General features: G+C 59.7%; 16 protein-coding genes. 5 read left to right on the forward strand and 11 right to left on the reverse strand.

Annotated elements, in window-relative coordinates; all coding sequences use genetic code 11:
- Window positions 1–107: 107 nt before the first annotated feature.
- From ACR0CE_RS15475 to glyA, 5 genes are all read right to left on the reverse strand, one after another.
- On the reverse strand, window positions 108–530 hold the full coding sequence (locus ACR0CE_RS15475; protein WP_480559942.1) for a universal stress protein: 423 nt from the start codon (window positions 528–530) through the stop codon (window positions 108–110).
- 81 nt (window positions 531–611) lie between these two features.
- Entirely contained in the window at window positions 612–1,985 is a 1,374-nt protein-coding gene (locus ACR0CE_RS15480) for an alanine/glycine:cation symporter family protein (protein ID WP_480488771.1), read from the reverse strand.
- 25 nt (window positions 1,986–2,010) lie between these two features.
- Window positions 2,011–2,955 (reverse strand): lipoyl synthase, encoded by a 945-nt coding sequence (lipA, locus tag ACR0CE_RS15485; protein ID WP_480488769.1) that lies wholly within the window; start codon window positions 2,953–2,955, stop codon window positions 2,011–2,013.
- Window positions 2,956–2,969: 14 nt separating this feature from the next.
- Window positions 2,970–4,352: a dihydrolipoyl dehydrogenase gene (lpdA, locus tag ACR0CE_RS15490; RefSeq protein WP_480833120.1), complete on the reverse strand. Its 1,383-nt coding sequence runs from the start codon at window positions 4,350–4,352 to the stop codon at window positions 2,970–2,972.
- Window positions 4,353–4,363: 11 nt separating this feature from the next.
- Window positions 4,364–5,617 carry a serine hydroxymethyltransferase gene (gene glyA / locus ACR0CE_RS15495; protein WP_480559936.1) on the reverse strand — a complete coding sequence of 418 codons (1,254 nt, stop codon included), beginning with the start codon at window positions 5,615–5,617 and terminating at the stop codon, window positions 4,364–4,366.
- A 146-nt stretch (window positions 5,618–5,763) separates the two neighbouring features.
- Between glyA and ACR0CE_RS15500 the strand changes: the two genes are divergently transcribed.
- Complete coding sequence (locus tag ACR0CE_RS15500) at window positions 5,764–6,366, forward strand: helix-turn-helix domain-containing protein (RefSeq protein ID WP_480484283.1); 603 nt, start codon at window positions 5,764–5,766, stop codon at window positions 6,364–6,366.
- A 67-nt stretch (window positions 6,367–6,433) separates the two neighbouring features.
- On the opposite strand, the gene ACR0CE_RS15505 is transcribed toward ACR0CE_RS15500, so the two are convergent.
- On the reverse strand, window positions 6,434–7,381 hold the full coding sequence (locus ACR0CE_RS15505; RefSeq protein WP_480833121.1) for a GlxA family transcriptional regulator: 948 nt from the start codon (window positions 7,379–7,381) through the stop codon (window positions 6,434–6,436).
- A gap of 80 nt (window positions 7,382–7,461) precedes the next feature.
- Here ACR0CE_RS15505 and ACR0CE_RS15510 point away from each other — a divergent pair, with 80 nt between their 5' ends.
- From ACR0CE_RS15510 to ACR0CE_RS15525, 4 genes are all read left to right on the forward strand, one after another.
- Window positions 7,462–8,622, forward strand: a complete 1,161-nt coding sequence (locus ACR0CE_RS15510) for an acyl-CoA dehydrogenase family protein (protein ID WP_209507018.1) — start codon at window positions 7,462–7,464, stop codon at window positions 8,620–8,622.
- A gap of 2 nt (window positions 8,623–8,624) precedes the next feature.
- Window positions 8,625–10,640 carry an acetate--CoA ligase family protein gene (locus tag ACR0CE_RS15515; RefSeq protein ID WP_480833122.1) on the forward strand — a complete coding sequence of 672 codons (2,016 nt, stop codon included), beginning with the start codon at window positions 8,625–8,627 and terminating at the stop codon, window positions 10,638–10,640.
- Window positions 10,641–10,643: 3 nt separating this feature from the next.
- Window positions 10,644–11,423, forward strand: a complete 780-nt coding sequence (locus ACR0CE_RS15520; protein WP_480833123.1) for a carnitinyl-CoA dehydratase — start codon at window positions 10,644–10,646, stop codon at window positions 11,421–11,423.
- 75 nt (window positions 11,424–11,498) lie between these two features.
- Window positions 11,499–11,969 (forward strand): hypothetical protein, encoded by a 471-nt coding sequence (locus ACR0CE_RS15525; protein WP_480833124.1) that lies wholly within the window; start codon window positions 11,499–11,501, stop codon window positions 11,967–11,969.
- Here ACR0CE_RS15525 and ACR0CE_RS15530 read toward each other — a convergent pair.
- Genes ACR0CE_RS15530 through ACR0CE_RS15550 form a run of 5 tightly spaced genes read right to left on the reverse strand, consistent with a single transcriptional unit; the run spans window position 11,960 to window position 20,127 of the window.
- Window positions 11,960–13,030 carry a polyprenyl synthetase family protein gene (locus ACR0CE_RS15530; protein ID WP_480774205.1) on the reverse strand — a complete coding sequence of 357 codons (1,071 nt, stop codon included), beginning with the start codon at window positions 13,028–13,030 and terminating at the stop codon, window positions 11,960–11,962. The two genes, ACR0CE_RS15525 and ACR0CE_RS15530, sit on opposite strands and share 10 nt — an antisense overlap.
- Before the next feature lie 4 nt (window positions 13,031–13,034).
- On the reverse strand, window positions 13,035–15,158 hold the full coding sequence (locus ACR0CE_RS15535) for a hydroxysqualene dehydroxylase (protein WP_480833125.1): 2,124 nt from the start codon (window positions 15,156–15,158) through the stop codon (window positions 13,035–13,037).
- Window positions 15,151–15,975, reverse strand: coding sequence for a DUF3237 domain-containing protein (locus ACR0CE_RS15540; protein ID WP_480833126.1), 825 nt, complete (start codon window positions 15,973–15,975; stop codon window positions 15,151–15,153). Before ACR0CE_RS15540 ends, ACR0CE_RS15535 begins: the two co-directional genes overlap by 8 nt.
- Before the next feature lie 14 nt (window positions 15,976–15,989).
- On the reverse strand, window positions 15,990–16,874 hold the full coding sequence (locus tag ACR0CE_RS15545) for an encapsulin (protein ID WP_209507025.1): 885 nt from the start codon (window positions 16,872–16,874) through the stop codon (window positions 15,990–15,992).
- 52 nt (window positions 16,875–16,926) lie between these two features.
- Window positions 16,927–20,127: an adenylate/guanylate cyclase domain-containing protein gene (locus ACR0CE_RS15550; RefSeq protein WP_480833127.1), complete on the reverse strand. Its 3,201-nt coding sequence runs from the start codon at window positions 20,125–20,127 to the stop codon at window positions 16,927–16,929.
- Window positions 20,128–20,505 lie beyond the last annotated feature (378 nt).

Genomic DNA, 20,505 nt, shown 5'->3' on the forward strand with positions numbered 1-20,505 from the left:
GAACCGGCATCTCCCACCCGGCAAAATCAACCATCTTGCCGCCCAACTCAACGTGAAGCCCAAAAAGCGGCGTGCGTCTAATCTCGGTCATTGATCCAACCTTTCACTCAACGGGACTGGTCGCGAACAACCATGACGGTGCAATGCGCGTTGCGCACGACACGGGCCAGGTTCGGACCGATTTCATAATTCGGAAAATCACCCTTGGTCGAGGCCATGACGATCAGGTCAAAGCCGTCCTTGTAGGCGCGCTTGAGGATTTCACGGTAAACGCTGCCTTCTTCAACATGGATAGGCACGTCCGATGCGTTGCCATGATCCAGAATGGCCTGAACCGCATTTCGCACGTGGTCTTTGGCACCGGCACCATAGTTTGCGGGAAGGTTCGGCAGCTGGATGATCTCGGGGATAACGGCAACCGCATGCAGCTCAGCCCCGTAGAACCTGGCCTGTTCCAATGCGACTGGCAGGGCATTTTTCCACGAACGGTCGTCGGTGTGATCAATCGGCAGCAGGATTTTCGTGGCCATCACGTCTCTCCTCGAGATATGGAATTCTGTTTTTAAAGGCGGGGGGCCGGAATGGCCCCCCGGTTTCAAGTCAGACCAAGCTTATTCGGCAGGCGCGCCGCCCGGCTCTTCGGACTTGCCGCCCGAGGCGAAGAACTCTTTCGTCAGCTTGAAGACGATCGGGCTCAGCAGGGCCAGGGCGATCAGGTTCGGAATGGCCATCATGGCGTTCAGCGTGTCGGCCAGCAGCCAGACAAAGCCCAGATCCGCGGTTGCACCGAAGTAGATCGCGATGATCCACAGGATGCGGTAGGGAAGCAGGGATTTCACGCCCAGCAGGAACTCGACGCATTTCTCGCCATAGAAGGACCAGCCGAGGATGGTGGTAAAGGCAAAGATCGACAGAGCGATGGCGATGATCGACCCGCCGATACCCGGCAGAGTGGTCTCGAACGCCAGCGAGGTCAGCGCCGCACCGGATTCCCCCGATGTCCACGCACCTGACGAGATGATCGCCAAACCGGTGATCGAACAGACGATAATAGTGTCGATGAACGTTCCCAGCATCGCGATCAGGCCCTGATTGACCGGGCCTTTGGTCTCGGCTGCAGCGTGCGCGATCGGAGCGGAACCCAGACCCGCTTCGTTCGAGAAAACACCGCGCGCCACACCAAAGCGGATGGCGGCCCAGACGGCTGCACCTGCGAAACCACCTTCGGCGGCTGATGGGGTGAAGGCGTAGGTGAAGACCAGCGACAGCGCATGACCGATGTTGCCGATGTTGATGATCAGGACCAGCAGTCCGGCAACGATATAGGCAATCGCCATGAACGGAACCAGTTTACCGGCGACCGCACCGATACGGGTGATACCACCCAGAATAACAGCGGCGGTCAGAACCATCAGAGCGACACCGGTGACCGAGGTGTTTACTCCGAAATTCGATTCCAGAACCTGTGCAACACCATTGGCCTGCACGCCGTTACCAATGCCAAAGGCCGCAACTGCGCCAAACAGGGCAAAGGCAACACCCAGCCACGCCCATTTCGCGCCCAGACCGTTCTTGATGTAGTACATCGGGCCGCCGACGAAGTTGCCCAGCTCGTCCTTTTCGCGGTATTTCACCGCGCAGACAGCCTCGGCATATTTGGTGGCCATGCCCACCAGGGCGGTCATCCACATCCAGAACAATGCGCCCGGACCGCCCAGGAAGACAGCAGTGGCAACACCGGCGATGTTCCCCGTACCGATGGTGGCCGACAGCGAAGTCATCAACGCGTTGAACGGGCTGATCTGCCCTTCGCCCTGACCTTCACGGCCTTTGAACAGCAGGCTGAAGCCCGTGCCAATGCGCAGGATCGGCATGAACTTCAGTCCGACCTGCAGGAAGAAGCCGACGCCAAGGATGAGAACCAGCATCAGCGGCCCCCACACGACGCCATTGATGGCCCCTACGATTGAATTTAACGCTTCCATGGATTCCCTCCCATTTGCGTTTGGTTTATGCCCCTTTGGCGATAGCCCGCTGGCGAGCCTGCCTGAGAGCAGCGAAATCTTCGTCCGCATGGAACGACGACCGGGTCAGCGGAGTTGCTGACACGTGCAAAAAGCCCTTGGACCGGGCAATCTGTTCCAGCTGGGCGAACTCTTCCGGTGTCCAGAACCGGTCGATTGGATGGTGTTTCGGGGTTGGTTGCAGATATTGGCCAACGGTCAGGAAATCGACCTGCGCTGCACGCAGGTCATCCATGACCTGACGCACATCCGCGAGTGTTTCTCCCAGGCCCACCATCAGGCCGGATTTGGTGAATAGTTCCGGATTGGCGCGCTTGGCATCATCCAGCAGCCGCAGCGACGTGTAATACCGCGCGCCAGGACGGACGGTCGGATATAGGTGCGGCACGGTTTCCAGATTGTGGTTGAACACGTCCGGTGCGGCGTCAAAGACTGCCTTGGCGGCGTCGCCCTTGCCCAGAAAATCGGGGGTCAGAACTTCGACCGTGGTGCCGGGGTTTTGGTGGCGTACCGCCCGGATGGTCTGGGCAATATGCTCGGCCCCGCCATCGGCCAGATCGTCGCGATCGACCGAGGTGATGACGACATGGCGCAGGCCCAGCTTCCTGACCGCCGCTGCAACGCGACCGGGTTCGAAAGCGTCCAGCGCGTCGGGGCGGCCAGTCGATACGTTGCAGAACGAACATCCGCGTGTGCAGACCTCGCCCATAATCATCATGGTTGCGTGGCGCTTGGACCAACACTCGCCGATATTGGGGCAGGCCGCCTCTTCGCAGACCGTCGCCAGATTGTGATCCCGCATCAGGCGCCGGGTTTCGTAATAGGCGGAGCTGTCGCCTTTTTTCTTGCGTATCCACTTGGGTTTGCGCGGAATGACGCTGTCGGCCTTTTTGGCTTTTTCCGGGTGACGTGGTCTTAGCTGGATGGTCATCTGGCTGTTCCCCGCTACGCGTGAATTGCCCGGCCCAGGGCGTCAAGGCAGGCTTCTTTCACAGCCTCGCCCATCGCCGGGTGGGCATGGCAGGTGGCTGCGACCTCGGCGACGGTGATGCCCTGGGCCATGGCCAGAACCAGCTCGGCAATCAGATCTCCCCCATGCGCACCGCAAATATGCGCGCCCAGGATCTTGCCTTCGGAACTGGCCAGCACCTTGACGGCCCCGTCGGTCTCGCCGGTCGAGCGCGCCCGCGAATTGGCCATGAAGGCAAACTTCCCGACCACGTATTCAATGCCCGATTCTTGCAAGGCTTCTTCGGTCAGCCCGACCGAGGCGACCTCGGGGTCGGTGTAAACCACGCCGGGCACGGTATTGTAGTCAACATGTCCCACTTCGCCTGCCAGCATCTCGACACAGGCAACGCCATCCTCTTCGGCCTTGTGTGCCAGCATCGGCCCTGGAACGCAGTCGCCAATGGCATAGATGCCGGGAACAGAGGTACAGAATGTGTCATCCACCTGAATAAAGCCGCGCGGGTCGCAGGCTATCCCCAGTTCTTCCAGCCCCAACCCGCGCGTTACCGGTCGGCGTCCGACGGCGATCAGAACCTTGTCGGCCTCGATCACCTCTTCCTTGTCTTTGCCAACCCGATCCAGAGCAAGCGTCAGTCCGGCCGCGGTCTTGTTGACGGATTTCAATGCCAGACCAAGCTGGAACTTCAGGCCGCGCTTGGCCAGCGCCCGCTGCGCCAGTTTTGCAATCTCGCCATCTATGCCGGGCAGCACACGGTCCAGATATTCGACGACGGTGACTTTCGCGCCCAGACGCGCCCAGACCTGACCAAGTTCCAGACCGATCACACCTGCGCCGACCACCACCAGATGATCCGGCACGCTTTCCATCGCAATCGCGCCGGTCGAACTCAGGACGTCCTGCTCATCAATCTCGATCCCCGGTAGCGTGGTAGGTTCCGACCCGGTCGCGATCAGAATGTTCTTTGCCTCATAGATGTCAGCGCCAACCTTGATCTGCCCGACTGAAGGGATGCTGGCCCAACCTTCGATCAGGTCAACGCCGTTCTTCTTGAACAGGAATGCGATGCCTTTGGTCAGGTCGCCCACGATCTTGTCCTTGCGCTCCATCATCGCGCCGACATTGATGCCGGCCCCCTCGACCGCAACACCGTGGGAGGAGAGATGTGCAAGCTCGGCATATTTGGCCGAGGAGGTCAGCAACGCTTTGGAGGGGATGCACCCCACGTTCAGACAGGTGCCGCCAAGAGCGCTGCGCCCTTCGACGCAGGCAACTTTCAGTCCCAGCTGAGCCGCGCGGATCGCGGCAACATAGCCGCCCGGTCCGCCTCCGATGACAATCAGATCGTAGGTGTTCATTTCGCGCACTTTCAGTAGATCGGGTGGCTTGCGCAAAGCGCGCGAACCTTTTCGCGGGTTTCTTTTTCGATGGCCGCGTCGCCTTCGGGCGACTGCGCCAACGCGTCCAGAACATCGCCGATCAGATGGCCGATCTGTTTGAACTCTTCAGGGCCAAAACCCCGGCTGCACCCGGCGGCAGTGCCCAGACGGATACCGCTGGTGATGGTGGGTTTCTGGGGATCGCCCGGAACGCTGTTCTTGTTACAGGTGAACCCGGCACGTTCCAGCGCGGCCTCGGCATCCTTGCCGGTCACACCGATCGGGCGCAGATCGACCAGCATCAGGTGGTTTTCGGTGCCACCCGAAACGATGTCACATCCGCGCGCCATCATGACATTGGCCAAAGCCGATGCACTGTCGACAACGCGCTGCATGTATTCTTTGAACTCCGGCTTCAGCGCCTCTCCGAATGCAACCGCCTTGCCGGCGATCACATGCATCAGCGGTCCACCTTGCAAGCCCGGGAATACGGCAGAGTTGATCTTTTTCGCCAGCGCTTCGTCATTGGTCAGAATGATCCCGCCCCGCGGGCCGCGCAGTGTCTTGTGGGTGGTTGAGGTGACGATATGCGCGTGCCCAATGGGCGAAGGGTGCAGGCCAGTTGCGACCAGACCCGCGATATGCGCCATGTCCGCCAGCAACCACGCGCCAACTTCATCTGCGATCTCGCGGAAACGGACAAAGTCGATCTTCTGGGAATAGGCCGATGCGCCTGCGATGATCATCTTGGGCTTTTCCACCCGGGCCAGCTCGGCCACCTGGTCGTAATCGATCAGGCCGGCTTGGGTCAGACCGTATTGTACCGGCCGGAACCACTTGCCGGATTGGGCAGGTTTTGCACCGTGTGTCAGGTGCCCGCCCGCATCCAGCGACATGCCCAGGATGGTGTCACCGGGGCTCAGCAACGCCAGTTTGACCGCCCCATTCGCCTGAGCGCCGGAATGGGGTTGAACGTTGGCGTATTCACAACCGAACAGCTGTTTCAGCCTTTCGATGGCCTCGACTTCGACCTCGTCGACATATTCGCACCCGCCATAATAGCGGCGCGCAGGATAACCTTCGGCGTATTTATTGGTCAGGACCGAGCCCTGAGCCTCGATCACAGCTTTCGAGACGATGTTCTCGGACGCGATCAATTCAATCTGTTCCGCCTGACGTATTCCTTCGCGCGCGATCGACGCGGCGATTACCGGGTCAGCCTCATTCAGCGACGTTTTGAACATTATCCCCTCCTTCGGTTCCGAATCCTCAGTACGAAACTTTGTTTCCAATAGTGGAAAATGATCCAATAGGGCAACATAAATCTCTTATTCAAGAAGTTGCGTATGTATGGGAAAACCTGTAGCCTTTGAAAAACAGGGGGAAATCCATGGTCGATGAAAGCCAAAACGATGTTTCCGGGCTGGAAGAACCGGACGAAGGCGAGGCTTTGGGCCGCTCCATTCGCGATGCGCGGCGATCAAAAGGCTGGACTTTGGAAGAGGCTGGCCGTGCTGCGGGTATTGGTCGGTCCACTCTGTCCAAGATCGAAAACAACCAGACACGGCCTAGTTTTGAAATCGTGCGGCGCCTGACACAGGCGCTCGACATGAGCACGCCACAGCTGTTCCTGCAATCGGGTCAGTCGGGCATCTCGGGTCGCCGCGATTTCACCCCAAAAGGCGAGGGGGAATTCAAGACCACGCCCACCTATCATCACGAACTGCTGTGTTCCGAACTGACCAGCAAACGGATGCTACCCTATATCGCAACGATCAAGGCGCGGGATGTATCCGAGTTCGACACTTGGATTCGGCACTCTGGCGAAGAATTCATGTATGTACTCAGCGGCGAGCTGATTTTCCTTTCCGAACATTACCGACCCTTGCCCATGAAGGCGGGGGATTCACTGTATTACGACAGTGGAATGGGCCATGGCTGTATCTCGACCAGCGACGAAGACGCCAGGATTCTGTGGGTTTCGCTGGAGTGACATCAGAAAACCGCATGCTTTATTGCAGGTTGTGAAAAGCAACAAACGGCTTCCCGCCAGTCCGGGCTCATCGCCCCGACAGGTTTCCATTCCGAAATGCGGTCGGCGTTTGACCGAATTCGGCCTTGAACGCGCGGGTCATGGCGCTGGCGTTTTCATATCCACAGCGCCCCGCGATCTCGGCGATGGATTGTTCCGTATCCTCGGCCAGATTGCGCGCGCGGTTCAGGCGCAGACGCCGGTACAGCGCTTGCGGAGTTGTTTTCAGTTCCGCCTGAACACGCGTTTCAAGCCGTTTTTGCGAACACCCGATTTTCCGGGCCACACTCCGGACTGACAGCGGTGCTTCAAGATGCGCCTGCATGACGGTCAGCGCACGATTGACCAGCGTGTCCTCGGATTTCAGAGGCAGGTCATAATGACCACGCCCGTTCCGGCTCATGAACAGGTGCTCGACCTCCATCGCCAGCAGCGGGCCGTGATCCCGGCGGATAAGGGTCAGGGCCAGATCGAAGGCTGCCATGGCCCCGGAACAGGTCAGACGGTTGCCATCGATGACGAACCGTTCCTGCACGGCCTCTACCGCCGGAAACCTTTCTTCGAACCGCGAAAATTCGTCCCAATGAATGGTTGCCCTGTGGTCATCCAGCAATCCCGCGCTGGCAAGCAGCCAGCTTCCCGTATCCAGCCCGGCCAGGTGCTTGTGTTTCTTGGCCGCAGCCAGCACGGCACGTATGGTCGGCCGCATATCCAGCTTCAGGTATCCATATGACGGCATGACAACAAGAAAATCCCCCTGTTGATCGCCGATGGCCCCGTTCGGGGTGACGACAAGGCCGCTGGAGCTTTGAACAGGGTTGCCGTCAAGCGAACAGAAGCGCCATGCATATAATGCCTGCCGTGACAGGGTGTTCGCCGCCCGCAACGGTTCGACCATGTTCGCAAGGCAATGGTTCGAGAACCCGTCGAACAGAAGGACATTGTATTGCTGCGATAATATTTTCGAACTCGGCATGAAAATGATCTATCTCTGCATGCCGCGACCATGAGCGATGGCGTTTGGTTGGTCAACCACCGATCCAGGGAACACGCGCCATGCAGTTTGGTCTGACAGAAGAACAGGACATGATCGTCTCGACGGTCCGCAGCTTTGTAGAAAAAGAAATCTACCCGCATGAAGACGCGGTCGAACGCAGCGGAACGGTCCCGCCGGAGCTTGGCAACGAGATCAAGCAGAAATGTATCGATCTGGGGTTCTATGCCTGCAACTTCCCCGAAGAAGTGGGCGGCGCGGGCCTGTCGCATCTGGATTTTACACTGGTCGAGCGTGAACTGGGCCGTGGGTCGATGGCGCTGACGCATTTCTTTGGCCGCCCGCAAAACATCCTCATGGCCTGCAACGACGAACAGCGCGAACGCTATCTGCTGCCCGCAGTGCGCGGGGAAAAGATGGACGCGCTGGCGATGACCGAACCGGATGCCGGATCGGACGTGCGCGGCATGAAATGTCAGGCGGTGCGCGACGGTGGCGACTGGGTCGTCAACGGATCAAAACACTTCATCTCGGGCGCGGAACACGCGGATTTCTTCATTGTCTTCGTTGCCACCGGCGTGGATGAGACCCCTAAAGGCCCCAAAAAACGCATCACCACCTTCCTGGTGGATCGCGGCACACCGGGCTTTGAAGTGCGCGACGGCTACAGATCCGTCAGCCACAGGGGCTATAAAAACTGTATCCTGTATTTCGACAATTGCCGCCTGTCCGATGCGCAGGTTCTGGGCGAGGTCGATGGCGGTTTTGCGGTGATGAACGAATGGCTTTACGCGACCCGTCTGACGGTTGCGGCCTTCTCGGTCGGGCGCGCGCGGCGCTGCTTTGACTATGCGCTGAATTACGCCGCCGAGCGCAAGCAATTCGGCCAGCCCATCGGCAAGTTTCAGGGCGTTGGCTTCCAGATTGCCGACATGATCACCGAGATTGACGCCGCCGATTGGCTGACCCTTGCCGCCGCTTGGCGTCTGGATCAGAACCTGCCCGCAAACCGCGAGATCGCCTCGGCCAAGCTCTATGCCTCCGAGGCATTGGCGCGGGTCACCGACACGACGCTGCAAATCTTCGGCGGCATGGGCCTGATGGATGATTTCCCGATCGAACGGTTTTGGCGCGACGCCCGGGTCGAACGGATCTGGGACGGCACCAGCGAGATTCAGCGCCACATCATCAGCCGCGATCTTCTGCGTCCGCTGGGCGCCTGACCATGACCAAAGACCTGACCCGGCTGCTGCGCCCGAAATCCATCGCAGTCATTGGCGGCGGTGCATGGTGCCAACAGGTTATTCTGCAATCCGAACGCATGGGATATGCTGGTCAGATCTGGCCGGTCCATCCCAAGGCTTCGGACACTGCGGGCCACAAGGTTTATGGGCATATCGAAGACCTGCCCAACGCACCTGACGCGGTTTTTATCGGTATCAACCGCCACGCCACGATTGAAGCGGTTCAAGTCCTGTCCAGCATGGGTGCGGGTGGCGCTGTCTGCTTCGCCTCGGGCTTTTCCGAGGCCGTGGCCGAGGACGACACCGGCGGGGATTTGCAGGATCAACTGATCGCAGCGGCCGGTGACATGCCCATTCTGGGCCCGAATTGCTATGGCTTCATCAACGCGCTGGACGGGGCACTGCTGTGGCCGGATCAGCACGGGGTTGTGCCCGTCGACAAGGGCGTGGCGATCCTGACGCAAAGCTCGAACATCTCGATCAACCTGACCATGCAGAAACGCGGGTTGCCGATTGCCTATATGGTCACTTGCGGGAACATGGCTCAGACCAGTCAGGCGCAGATCGCCTCGGCCCTGATCGATGACCCGCGCGTGACTGCCGTGGGCCTGCATATCGAAGGCTTCAAGAACATCCGCGAGTGGGAGGCTCTGGCCGCCAAAGCCCATGCAAAAGGCGTCCCGCTGGTTGCCCTCAAGGTCGGCGCATCGGAACAGGCGCAGGCGGCAACCGTTTCCCATACCGCGTCACTGGCGGGCAGCGATGCCGGGGCGCAGGCGCTGCTTGACCGGCTTGGCATTCCACGCCTTTCGGCGCTGCCTGACTTCCTTGAAACGCTTAAACTGTTGCACTGCTACGGGCCGCTGCCGGGGGGCAACATTTCCTCGATCAGCTGTTCGGGGGGCGAGGCGAGCCTGATTGCCGATATGGCTGTCGGCACGGGGTTACATTTTCCACGGCTGAGCGGTGAAAAGCTGACACGCCTGCGCGGCGCGCTCGGGCCCATGGTCGCGCTGAACAACCCGCTGGATTATCACACCTATATCTGGCGTGACGAGCTGGCGATGACGCGGGCCTGGTCGGGCATGACGGGTGACGATATCGACATGACATTCTCGATCGTCGACTACCCGACCACCGACTCCACCGATTGGGCCTGCGCAACGCAGGCAGCGCTGAACGTACGGGCAGAAACCGGCGCCCGGTTTGCGATTGTCGCCACCTTGCCGGAACTTTTGCCGGAAGACATCGCACAACAGCTGATGGCCGGGGGTGTTGTCCCCTTCATGGGCCTGCGCGAGGCGCTATCTGCGACCCGCGCCGCAGGGCAGGTCAAGGCCCCATCCGCTGCGCTCGTTTTGCAACCGGGCATGATGGAACCAACCCAAACCCTGACCGAAGGCGCCTCGAAGGCGGCGCTGGCGGAATGCGGCCTGCGTATCCCGCAGAACCGGACGGTGCGGGGCGCGGAAGCTGCCCGTGCCGCAGCGGACCAGATGGAAGGCCCCTTTGCCGTCAAAGGTGTCGGGCTTGCGCATAAATCCGAACACAGCGCCGTTCGGCTGGGCATCCGGGCCCAGGACGTCGCGGCTGTCGCGGCAGATATCGGCACCGAAGACATCCTGATCGAGGAGATGGTCACCGGACCCGTTGCCGAGCTTCTGATTGGCGTGGTGCGTGACCCTGCGCATGGGTTTGTTCTGACCCTTGGGGCAGGGGGCGTGCTGACCGAACTGCTGCGCGACACGGTATCCTTGCTGGTGCCCAGCTCGCCCGAAGACATCCGCTCCGCCCTCGGTCAATTGAAGATAGCCCCTCTGCTGGCGGGCTATCGCGGCCAACCGGCGGCTGATATGGATGCGATTGTTGCCGCGGTCGAGGCCGTTCAGACCTATGTCATGCAAAATGCCGACACGCTTGGCGAGGTCGAGATTAACCCGCTCCTGTGCACGCCGGACAAGGCCGTTGCCGTGGACGCCCTGATAAGAAAGGCCTGAGACATGGACCCGATCAAAACCCGCCGCGATGGCTCGATCCTCGAGGTCACGCTGGACCGCCCCAAGGCAAACGCGATTGATCTGATCACCAGCCGCAGAATGGGCGAGGTCTTTGCCGACTTCCGCGACGACCCGGACCTGCGCGTGGCCATCCTGACCGGTGCGGGCGAAAAGTTCTTTTGCCCTGGCTGGGATCTGAAAGCCGCCGCCGACGGCGACGCGGTGGACGGAGATTACGGCGTCGGCGGGTTCGGAGGCCTGCAAGAGCTGCGCGATCTGAACAAGCCCGTGATTGCCGCCGTCAACGGTATCGCCTGCGGCGGCGGGCTAGAGCTGGCCTTGTCAGCAGACATGATCCTTGCAGCTGACCACGCCACGTTTGCCTTGCCGGAAATCCGCTCGGGCACCGTTGCGGATGCCGCCAGCGTCAAACTGCCCAAGCGCATCCCCTATCACATCGCGATGGAGCTGCTTCTGACAGGCCGCTGGTTTGATGCCGAAGAAGCCAACCGCTGGGGTCTGGTGAACGAGATCGTCGCCGCTGATCAGCTGATGGACCGCGCGTGGGACCTCGCCCGACTGCTGGCGTCAGGGCCGCCTCTGGTCTATGCGGCCATCAAGGAAATCGTGCGCGATGCCGAAGACGCCAAGTTTCAGGACGCCATGAACCGCATCACCAAACGGCAACTGCGCAGCGTGGATGTCCTATATTCCAGCGAGGACCAGCTTGAAGGCGCGCGTGCATTTGCCGAAAAACGTGATCCGGTCTGGAAAGGCAAATAATAACGCGGTGTGTTTGTCGCGCGGATCCGGTAAATTTCCCATTTACTGATCCGCGCCACAGGTGCACAGTTGGGCATGCCTTATTTCGAACGAAAACCATACGTTAGCACGCCACTTCCGGTCAGCCCGATCGCGCCGCAGCCGGATGCGCAACCGATCTCGGACATTGCCCGCCGCGTGCTTGGGGCTGAACGGGGCGCGCAACAGCCGCTTGAAGGGCCATTTGCGTGCCGCAAAACCTGCCACCCCGGCGGTACCGCAACCATATTGCTGTCCTTTGACGCACCAAACGGTGGCGGGCCTGTCGCATTACAATTCGAACCGGGCGACCTGATTAACCGGAACGGCGACACTCTTCCGGCAAACCGGGTCAACGTTGTCCCCCCGCAAATCCAGCTAAACCCCGGCGAGTCAACAGATGTTGCCGTCATTGTAACCGTGCCGGATCTTGCCGATCCCGGCGAATATCACGGCCGGATCGCCTGCACAGGCACAGTGCAAACGTCGATCGTCGTGATGTATGAGGTGGCGGGCGCTCAAACCTGACGGGTTACGAGATAGTCCATGAAATGGCCCAGAAACGCGCGCGGCACCTCTTCAGTGGCTGCAAAAACCTGCGCAAACTCCTGACGGGCCGAGGCCAGCAAGTCATTGGCCGCGTCCTGTGCATATCTGATGCAGCCATAGTGATCCATGCGATCCAGAACCCAGCTGACATCCTGCGTCGAGCGGCTGTCGCGCGGGTTTGACAACATCTCCGACAGGCGCGCTTTTTCGGGCTCGTCCGCCTGCAAGCTAAGCCGCCCCAGCATCAGCGTGCGTTTGCCTTCGTAAATGTCCCCGCCGATCTCTTTGCCATATTTGTCCTGCGAGCCAACGAGGTTCAGAACATCATCCTGTATCTGAAACGCGGCCCCCAGAAAAAACCCAAACGCGTTGAAATCGTCCAGGTTCAACGCGCCAGACGCCACATCATGTGGCCGGGCTATCAGCGCCCCGATGCGCATGGGGTGAATGAAGCTGTACCAGCAGGTCTTTTTCAGACACATCGTCAGATAATCCGATGCATCCACGTTTAGCCGGTTGTCCCGTATCCAGCCAAGCTCCAGCGCCTGACCTTCAATGGACTGCTGCAACAGATGATCGAACTCGTCCAACACGCGCATGCCGGTTTCAGGGCCCAGCGGCCCAAGGTTCTGGCGCAACAGGCGCAGGGCCAGCGATTGCATCCCGTCACCGGTATTGATCGCCAAAGGGACCCCAAGACGCTTATGCATACATTCGCGCCCGCGCCTGAAATCGCTTTGATCCTCGATATCGTCATGGATCAGAAACGCGTTATGCAGCAGTTCAAGAACGGCGGCTGACACTCGCGCGGTCTCGCTGTCACCACCGAAAGCCTCGCAGGTGGCCAGCAACAGCGCGGGCCGCAACCCCTTGCCCGAGGTTTCGATGTAATCCCGCATCGGCCCGTACAGATAGGCCTGCGGCTCGCCCGTCGGCAGCAGTTGCAAAAGCGTCTCACGGGCCCGATCCCCGTATGAGGTCAGCGTTTTCAGAAAATCCTGCTGTACCGCAGGATCCAGATGTGCTGTGCCAGTGGCCACAGGGTCATCCCTTCTGGGTGATGATCACACGGGTTTTGGTCTCGTTCCTGCCCGTCTCGGCAAGGTTTGGTCCGGTTGCGGAAAAAGGTGAATCCGTCAGCGGCAAGGCTTTGGACAACACCCCCGTCTGGCCGCTGTCCCGGCCCAGATCAAAGGCAACATCCTCTGCAATCTCCTCTCCGGGGATCGGAAGATCAGCGGTCGGCTCGTAGGCCACCATCAGGTCAAACAGCTCTTTCGGAGGGCAGATCATGCGCAACGCGTCCGCAATCGCAGGGTCTTCGGTAATCCCGCCGGGTTTTGAATACTCAGCCGCCGGTTCCCCGATGACGGCCAGCGGCCCTTCGCCGCCACGCTCAACACCAACGGAATCCTGTCCCATCCTCAGCGCGGCTTCGACCGCAACCGCAAACCGGTTGTCCCAGGGCAGACCGGCCTGATAGCGGGCAAAATCATAGGCGCGCAGCGGTTTCAGGATATCCGGCTCGTGCAGGTCCCAGATCTGGCAGGGCTCAGCTTTTGATCCGCCGCGTTGCAGGATGGCATTGACCGCCCGGCGCGCCGCTTCGTTCGCCCCTTCCATGGTGGCAAGATCGGTGTAGGTGCGCACATAATCCGATGCCAGCATGAAGTTCGGGATTAATGTGGCCGCCTCAGGGCGCAACCGCCAGCTGTTGATGCGGTTGACCAAAAGCGGCTCCACATTGGTTTGGCGCTTGGGGTCGTTGGGATCCTGCACAATATCCGGATCAAGGAACCAGTAATGCATATCCTCGTCGCGCAGGACGGTCTGGCCATCCACGTTGACGCTCCGCTTGAGTTGTTCCCAAACCTCTTGCGCAATCTCCTCACGGCTGCAATCACGCGCGGTTTTTCCATTCAGGCCCGGCTTGTCCCATTCCGAGATATCTATTGAAAGCAAACCCTTGGTCTTGCCTTCTGCCCAGTTTTCAAAGTTGATGGCCGACCAGAACTGTTTTTGTGAAACCGCGGTCAGGGCCCAGGGGCTGTCAATGAAAATGACATGGCCGTGCGTCAGTTCAACATCCTTTGTCAGATAGAACTGAATTCCGTTCATCCATTGCACGTCTTCGGCCAGCAGCGGCAGCTTGGCCAGAGACGGGTCAAGTGCCGTCATCGCAGGGGTGATCAGCGGCGCGATCCGTTCGATCGGCATCGCACTGATGAACCAATCCCCGGTGACCTGCTTTTCTTCGCCATCCTGTTCAATCGTCGCGCTGACGATGCGGCCATCCTGGCAGTCGATGCCCGTGACCTTTGAGTTGAAGTTGTACACGACCCCCTTGCTTTTGAGGTAATCCAGCCATGGCTGTATCCAGACAAGGTTGGTGGGGCCGTTCAACAGCCGGTTGCCATGCGGCTCGGGCGTCGCGATACCCAGCTGAAGCTGAACCGCAATGTCGCCCACGGTCTTTGTACTGGCAGTTGTCGCCTTCGCGGCCACCAGCGAACGGGTCAGGCCAATGGCCAGAAACTTCTGATACGCTTCCGAGCGTTGTTCGGCACCGATGAAATCCCACCACCCGATGCGCTCATATTCATCGAACCGGCGCTCCTTGCAGGATGTCGCGATGCGCCACATGCAGGCGATGAAATGTTCGACATCCTCATAGGCGATCTGGTCCCGGGGCGAGAGCGTGAATGCAACCGTCTTGAGCGCGTCGGCCACGTCTTTCAGCGTGCGGGGAAACCGTTCGGGAACGATGATTCCTGGGTCGTCGAACTGGCTGACCAGAACCTGAGTGGTGGATACCAGATTATCGTAACAGGTGCCTTTGCCGTAATAGGGCGTGCGCGCCATCGTATCGGTGATATGGCGGTAGAAATTCGGAAAGAACCGGAACCCATGCTCGCCGGGCAGCCAGGGGCGTTTCACGCCTGGGGGATAACTGGCGCCGTCCATCTCGGCCCATTGTTCAAGCGCCTTGATGTGTTTCGCCTTAGACCCGTGATCGCCTTCGCCCTTCATCACGGGGATGCTGCGTGCCTTACCGCCGGGGATCAGCTGGCGCTCGTGAATCTCGACCTCGTACCCGCGCTCGATCAGCTCATGCGCGGCGCTCATTCCGGCCACGCCACCGCCCAGTATGACAACCTTTTCAGCCATCGGATGTTCCTTTCGCGGAATAGACGTCAAAGCGCAGGGTGATATCGGACAGGCTGGCTTCGCCGATGCCGAACCCCTGCAACCTGTTCATCCAGGCATAATTCGGGTTTGACGTCAGGTATCGCGGTGCCAGCCGGACCGGGGCCGAGGCGGGCAGAGTGCCCTTCGCCAGCCCGGCATACCCATCCGGGCCAAAGTCACACACGCCGGTATCTTCAAACAGGATCGGCGCACCCCCTTCAACGGGTTGGATAAGCGCTCGGGCGTGCAAAAGCCCAACTCCGTCGGATCGCACGCGCATCCAGTCGCCCCCCAGCGGATCGATCGTCCCCTTCAGATGAGGCCCTTCAACCGTTCCGCCCTCTTTGATCCCGAAATGCAGCCAGATGCCGTCCGGTGTTTCACCTGACGGATAGAACTCGTCGGTGAACGGCACCACAAACCTGCCAACGTGTTCAAGCGCGGGCATTTGCGTGACAGGCTTTGCCGGGCTTGGCGGCGCAGGCTCGGGGGCCTTTCCGGGGCCGGGATCATATTCGCGACCACCGGTCGTCAGCACCGGTCGCCAGGTCAATGTCTTTTCCTGGGTCACAGATGGCAGCATGGCTGCAAACTGCTGAAACCCCGTCATCGGGTTGCATTGCAAGGGCCAGCCGCGAATGGCGCGTTCGGGGCCGCCTTCTTCGGAACAGATCACACGCACCACGTCATGCGAAGACACGGCGGGTCCGGCTTCGATCAACACCCGATTAAGCCCATTTTCGTTGATCAGCTCGGACCAACGCAATGTCACGCCCCGGTCTGTAAACTCCCCCATGACCAGATCTCCGGTCAGCACGTAATGGTGCAGATCGCCTGTGCTTCCTTGATCCTCAGGTGGAACTTCTGCTGCACGCGGAAGATGTGCTCACCGTCAGACGAGGTTTGCAGATACTTCACCGCGATATCCGAAGGCACGACAATCTCGACCGGCGCGCCTTGCAGCGATACAAGTGCTGCCTTGTTTGCGGGAAGGGTGCCCGATCGCAGCAGCGGACCATCAAGGAACGGAAGAATACTGTCACGCGGCAGCACCATCGAGTTCTCGATCGGCGTGGTCACGGCCTGAAACAGTCCGTTACCCATCACGCAGGCAAAAGGCCCAAGGTATCCATGCGCTTCCAGCTTGTTGATGCCCGCAACCACGGCCTCGAAAACCTCGGGGCCGGAACAGGGCTTTTTCTTCCCGTTGATCGAAATGGACTGACCTTCGCCAGCCTCCAGCAGCCCCGGATATTTGCCGCCACCGCTGACGGTATAGATCGGCGGCAGATCGGCAGGTGCGCCACCGGCATGTTTGGGGGCTTCGCTGCTGCCTGGCTGGCCGTTGAAAACGATGTCATCCTCGACCTTGGCCACGACGGCGGCGGCCCGGCGGAACATGATCATGGCCGCAGCCAGTTCCGGATCAGCCACCTGCGCGCCTTTCAGGTAGACGTTGACGGAAACCGTCGTCAGCCGCAGGGTGTCATAATCATTCACTTCCAGACGCTTGGCCGCGCCTGATGCGTTGTCGACCAGACCCAGCTTGTTCAGGGGAACAGATTGCGTGTCCGCCGGCAGCGGCCCATAAAGCGGCAGAAAACTCGCAGCCACCCGCGCACGCAGCGCTTCATCATGGACGGCCTTGTTAACGGCATTCCACTGTTCGGTGTTCCAATCCAATGCGTCGGTCATTGTAAATCCCTCTTGGTGATGCTGCCCTGTTTGGCCGGGCAGTCCGTCTCGTTCATTCGGCTTTCGTCAAACTGTCCAGAAGTGCCTCGGCGCGTTGTTCCTGAACAACGGCTCCACATTCGCGGGCAAGCGCCAATGCCAGTTCACCCTCGGCAATCGCGCTATCCCGATCACCCTTGGCAGCAAAGGCTTTGGCCCGCACGCGGTGATATTCCGGTTTGTTCAGCGTTTCTCCTCGTTCCCAACCGGGGGTACACACGGTTTCAAGCCGGTCCAGGGCCTGATCAATATCCCCGTGATCGATCATCAACTCAGACAGAACAATCTGATTCTGCGGAAAAGTAAAGTTTCCACCAGACTTTGAGATCAGGTTCATGCAGGCCTCGATATGGGCCGGGACGCCCTCGATGTCACCTTTTCCCGCCTGCGCAAGACCCATGTAGATATCCTGCATGGCGTGAAGATACAGGAACCCTTCCTCATCGGCGATCTTGCGCGCTTCTTTCATAGTGACGTCCAGCCGGTCCCATTCGCCCGCGTAGGGCAGGAACATGCTGCACGCGCCCATGACATAGACAAGATTGGGTGCGTGGTTCAGTGCCCGGCTGACGTCGATGGCTTTCAGACGTGCGGCCTCCGCCTCATCAAACTTGCCCTGCTGCCACAGAAGGCACCCCTGAATGGCCAGCAACGACGCCGTGGTCGAGGACTGGGTCATCGGCATCATGGCCATGTCCAGCTCGGGCGTGATCAGCGCAAAGGCACGGTCAAGCTGCTGCTCGCAATCCGCGAATTCCCCGCGGAAGTAATGCGTGAAACTCAGCGCGCGGGCTGCCAGCACGTTGGCGACAGGATCGCCACTCATACCGGCCATCGCGTCCAGAGCCTGCCCCATCTCCATTGCCCGGTTCATCTGGCCCGCCACAAAGAAATTGGTCCAGCGGCAGAAGGTGGCCGCGAAAAGGGTTTCGCCATCGCCCAAGGCATGGGCAAGCTCCATCGCGCGGGCGGCTGTCTCTCCGACCTGATCGGAGGACCATCCATAGATCGCCATGTAAGCCGGAAGGATATTCATCTGCACCCGAAGCTCGAACCCGTCACGCTCGGCATTGGCGGGCATCGTTCCGATATTGCGCAGTGCCGCGCGAAATGCCGAGATTGCAGGCAGGTTCGCCAATCGCGTCAGGGCTTGTTCGCCTGCCGTAAACCAGTTGGACACCGCCTCATCCTTCAACCCGCCGTGGTCGCAGTGATGCGCCACGGTATCGGGGGCGGGGTTCCCGAATGCGTTATGTCCGGCCAGCAAGGCCCGTGCGATTTTAAGATGAACCTTTTGCCGGTCTTCGCGCAGCAGCGAGTTATAGGCCGTATCCTGAACCAGCGCGTGGTTGAACGTGTAGGTGGCCGTTCCGGCTTCGCCCGTGATCAGCACAACGCCAGCCGCCATCAGCTGCATCAGCGCGCTTTCCACATCCATGTCTTCCTGCGCCACCGCCTGGACCATCGCCGAGGTGAAACTGCGCCCGATAACAGACCCAAGCTGCGCGATAGGCTTGGCGTTTTCCATCCGGTCAAGACGCGACATCAACGAATCCTGAAGGGTCGCGGGGATACTCAGGGCATCCAGAACCTCGGCGTTGATCGGCGCATCTTGCGGCAGCTGGTCCAGAACCGCCTTGGTCATCTCTTCGATGTAAAGCGGCACGCCATCGGCTTTCTCGACAATCTGCCTGATCAGGATGACCGGCAAACTGTATGGCTCGGCCACGCGCCGGACCAGTTCCGAGGCTTCACTGCTGGCCAGAGGTGTCAGATCGATGCGCGCCGCGCGGCCCTCGTAATGCTCAGGCGGCTCGTATTCAGGGCGATGCGACAGGACCACCAGTATCGGGAACCCGTCCAGACCTGATGCCAGCGCCTCCAGCACGTCCAGCGTGGTTGCGTCAGCCCAGTGCACGTCTTCCACCACCAGCAGCAAGGTGCCCCGCCTGTCACACAGGCTGCCAAGGCTGCGCAACAACACGTCCAGCGACTTGCGGGCCTTCTTCAGGGGATCTGGATCCGGCTCTGCGCCCGTTTCGACCCCGGCCATATCCAGAAGAATAGGCAAATCCGCGTCGCTCAGACGAGAGGCGGCCTGAACAAAATCGGAAATCGCGGCCCTGATGCTGTCATCGGATTTGTCGCCTGAAACCCGCCTCAACTCACCCACGATCGGGTGAAGCGGAAGGCTGGCCAGATGCGGAATGCACTGCAAGGTAAAGGGTTTGACGCCAATTGTTTCAGACAGGGACTTGATCAGCCGCGATTTGCCAATGCCTGCGGCGCCACCGACAAACGCAAACCTGCCGGAGCCCGCCTGTGCGTCTTTCCAAAGCTGGGTCAGGACCGAAAGATCGTCGCCCCGGGCGACAAGATCAACGGCTGACTGTCCGACACGCGCATCGAACCGGCTGGTCGCGACGCTTTCGGAAATGGCGCGATAGACGGTGCGCTGATTGTCAAACCCTTTCAGGTTCTGGCTGCCACGGGGCTCGAATTCGAATGCGCCTTGTGTCAATCGCCACGTCTCTGCGGAAACGACCACCTCGCCCGGCTCGGCCAGACCCTGCAGGCGGGATGCAAGGTTCGCGGTTTCACCGACCAGAAAGTCCTGCGAACCAAGACTTGTTGACGAGACCACTCCCACAACAACCATACCGGTGGCAATTCCCGCGCGCAGATCCAGTTTTTCGCCAAACCTGTTTTCAAGGTTTTGTACGGCTTCGATGGTTTCCAGCACAGCGCGAACGGCGCGTTCGGCATCGTCCTCCATGGCTTTGGGATATCCGAAATAGACCATGATCCCGTCGCCCTGCCTGTAGGCCAGGTGACAGCCATGCTGTTTCAGGGTGCCGATCGCCGTATCCAGATACAGGTTCATGATCTGCATCAGGTCTTCCGGGTCATACCGCTGGGCCAGCTGCGTCGACCCTACGAGATCGCAGAAAACCAGCGTAAGCTGCCGCCGTTCGGCTTCGGACCTAAGCTCCTGCCGGGTCGATGCTTCCTCAGATTTCAGACGCGCCTGCGCCTTGCGAAACCGCTTTCTTTCACCAACCGTCAGCCCCAGATCGCGCAGTTCGGGATCTGTCAGCTCGTCCAGAATTTCATCATCCACACCTTCCTGCCGAAACAGGGTGGCATGGTTTTCCAGATCAGCCAGTTCAAGAACTTTTGAGATACGCGGCGATGCCTCAAGGACCCCCGTCATCGTTCTGCGCCCCCGCCCATTTTCCTTCCCCCCTTACTCCCCTCAAAACATATTGTATTTGTATAAGCAAAAATAGAGAGGAATTTACGTTCTATCCACATGACGCAGGGACACCATTATTAACTTGTTATCTGCTGTGACAGATGTCGTTTCGAATTTCCACTCCACTTTGAATTTTTCTTGTCAAATCATTGGCTTTCGGTTTCATATTGATTTTTCACGCGCCAGTTGCGGCCCGGCCTGCTGTTTTGCCGAGCGTATTGGGAAAGGGTGTTTTCCCCTTGGCACTAGGGCCTCGTGCGCTTTTGTCGAAGTTGTGGAAATGCGAAAATCAGACCCTGCCGATTTTCGTTGCTGCCGCGCCCCTTAAACGCTTCC

The sequence above is a fragment of the Ruegeria sp. L11 genome, assembly GCF_056531755.1.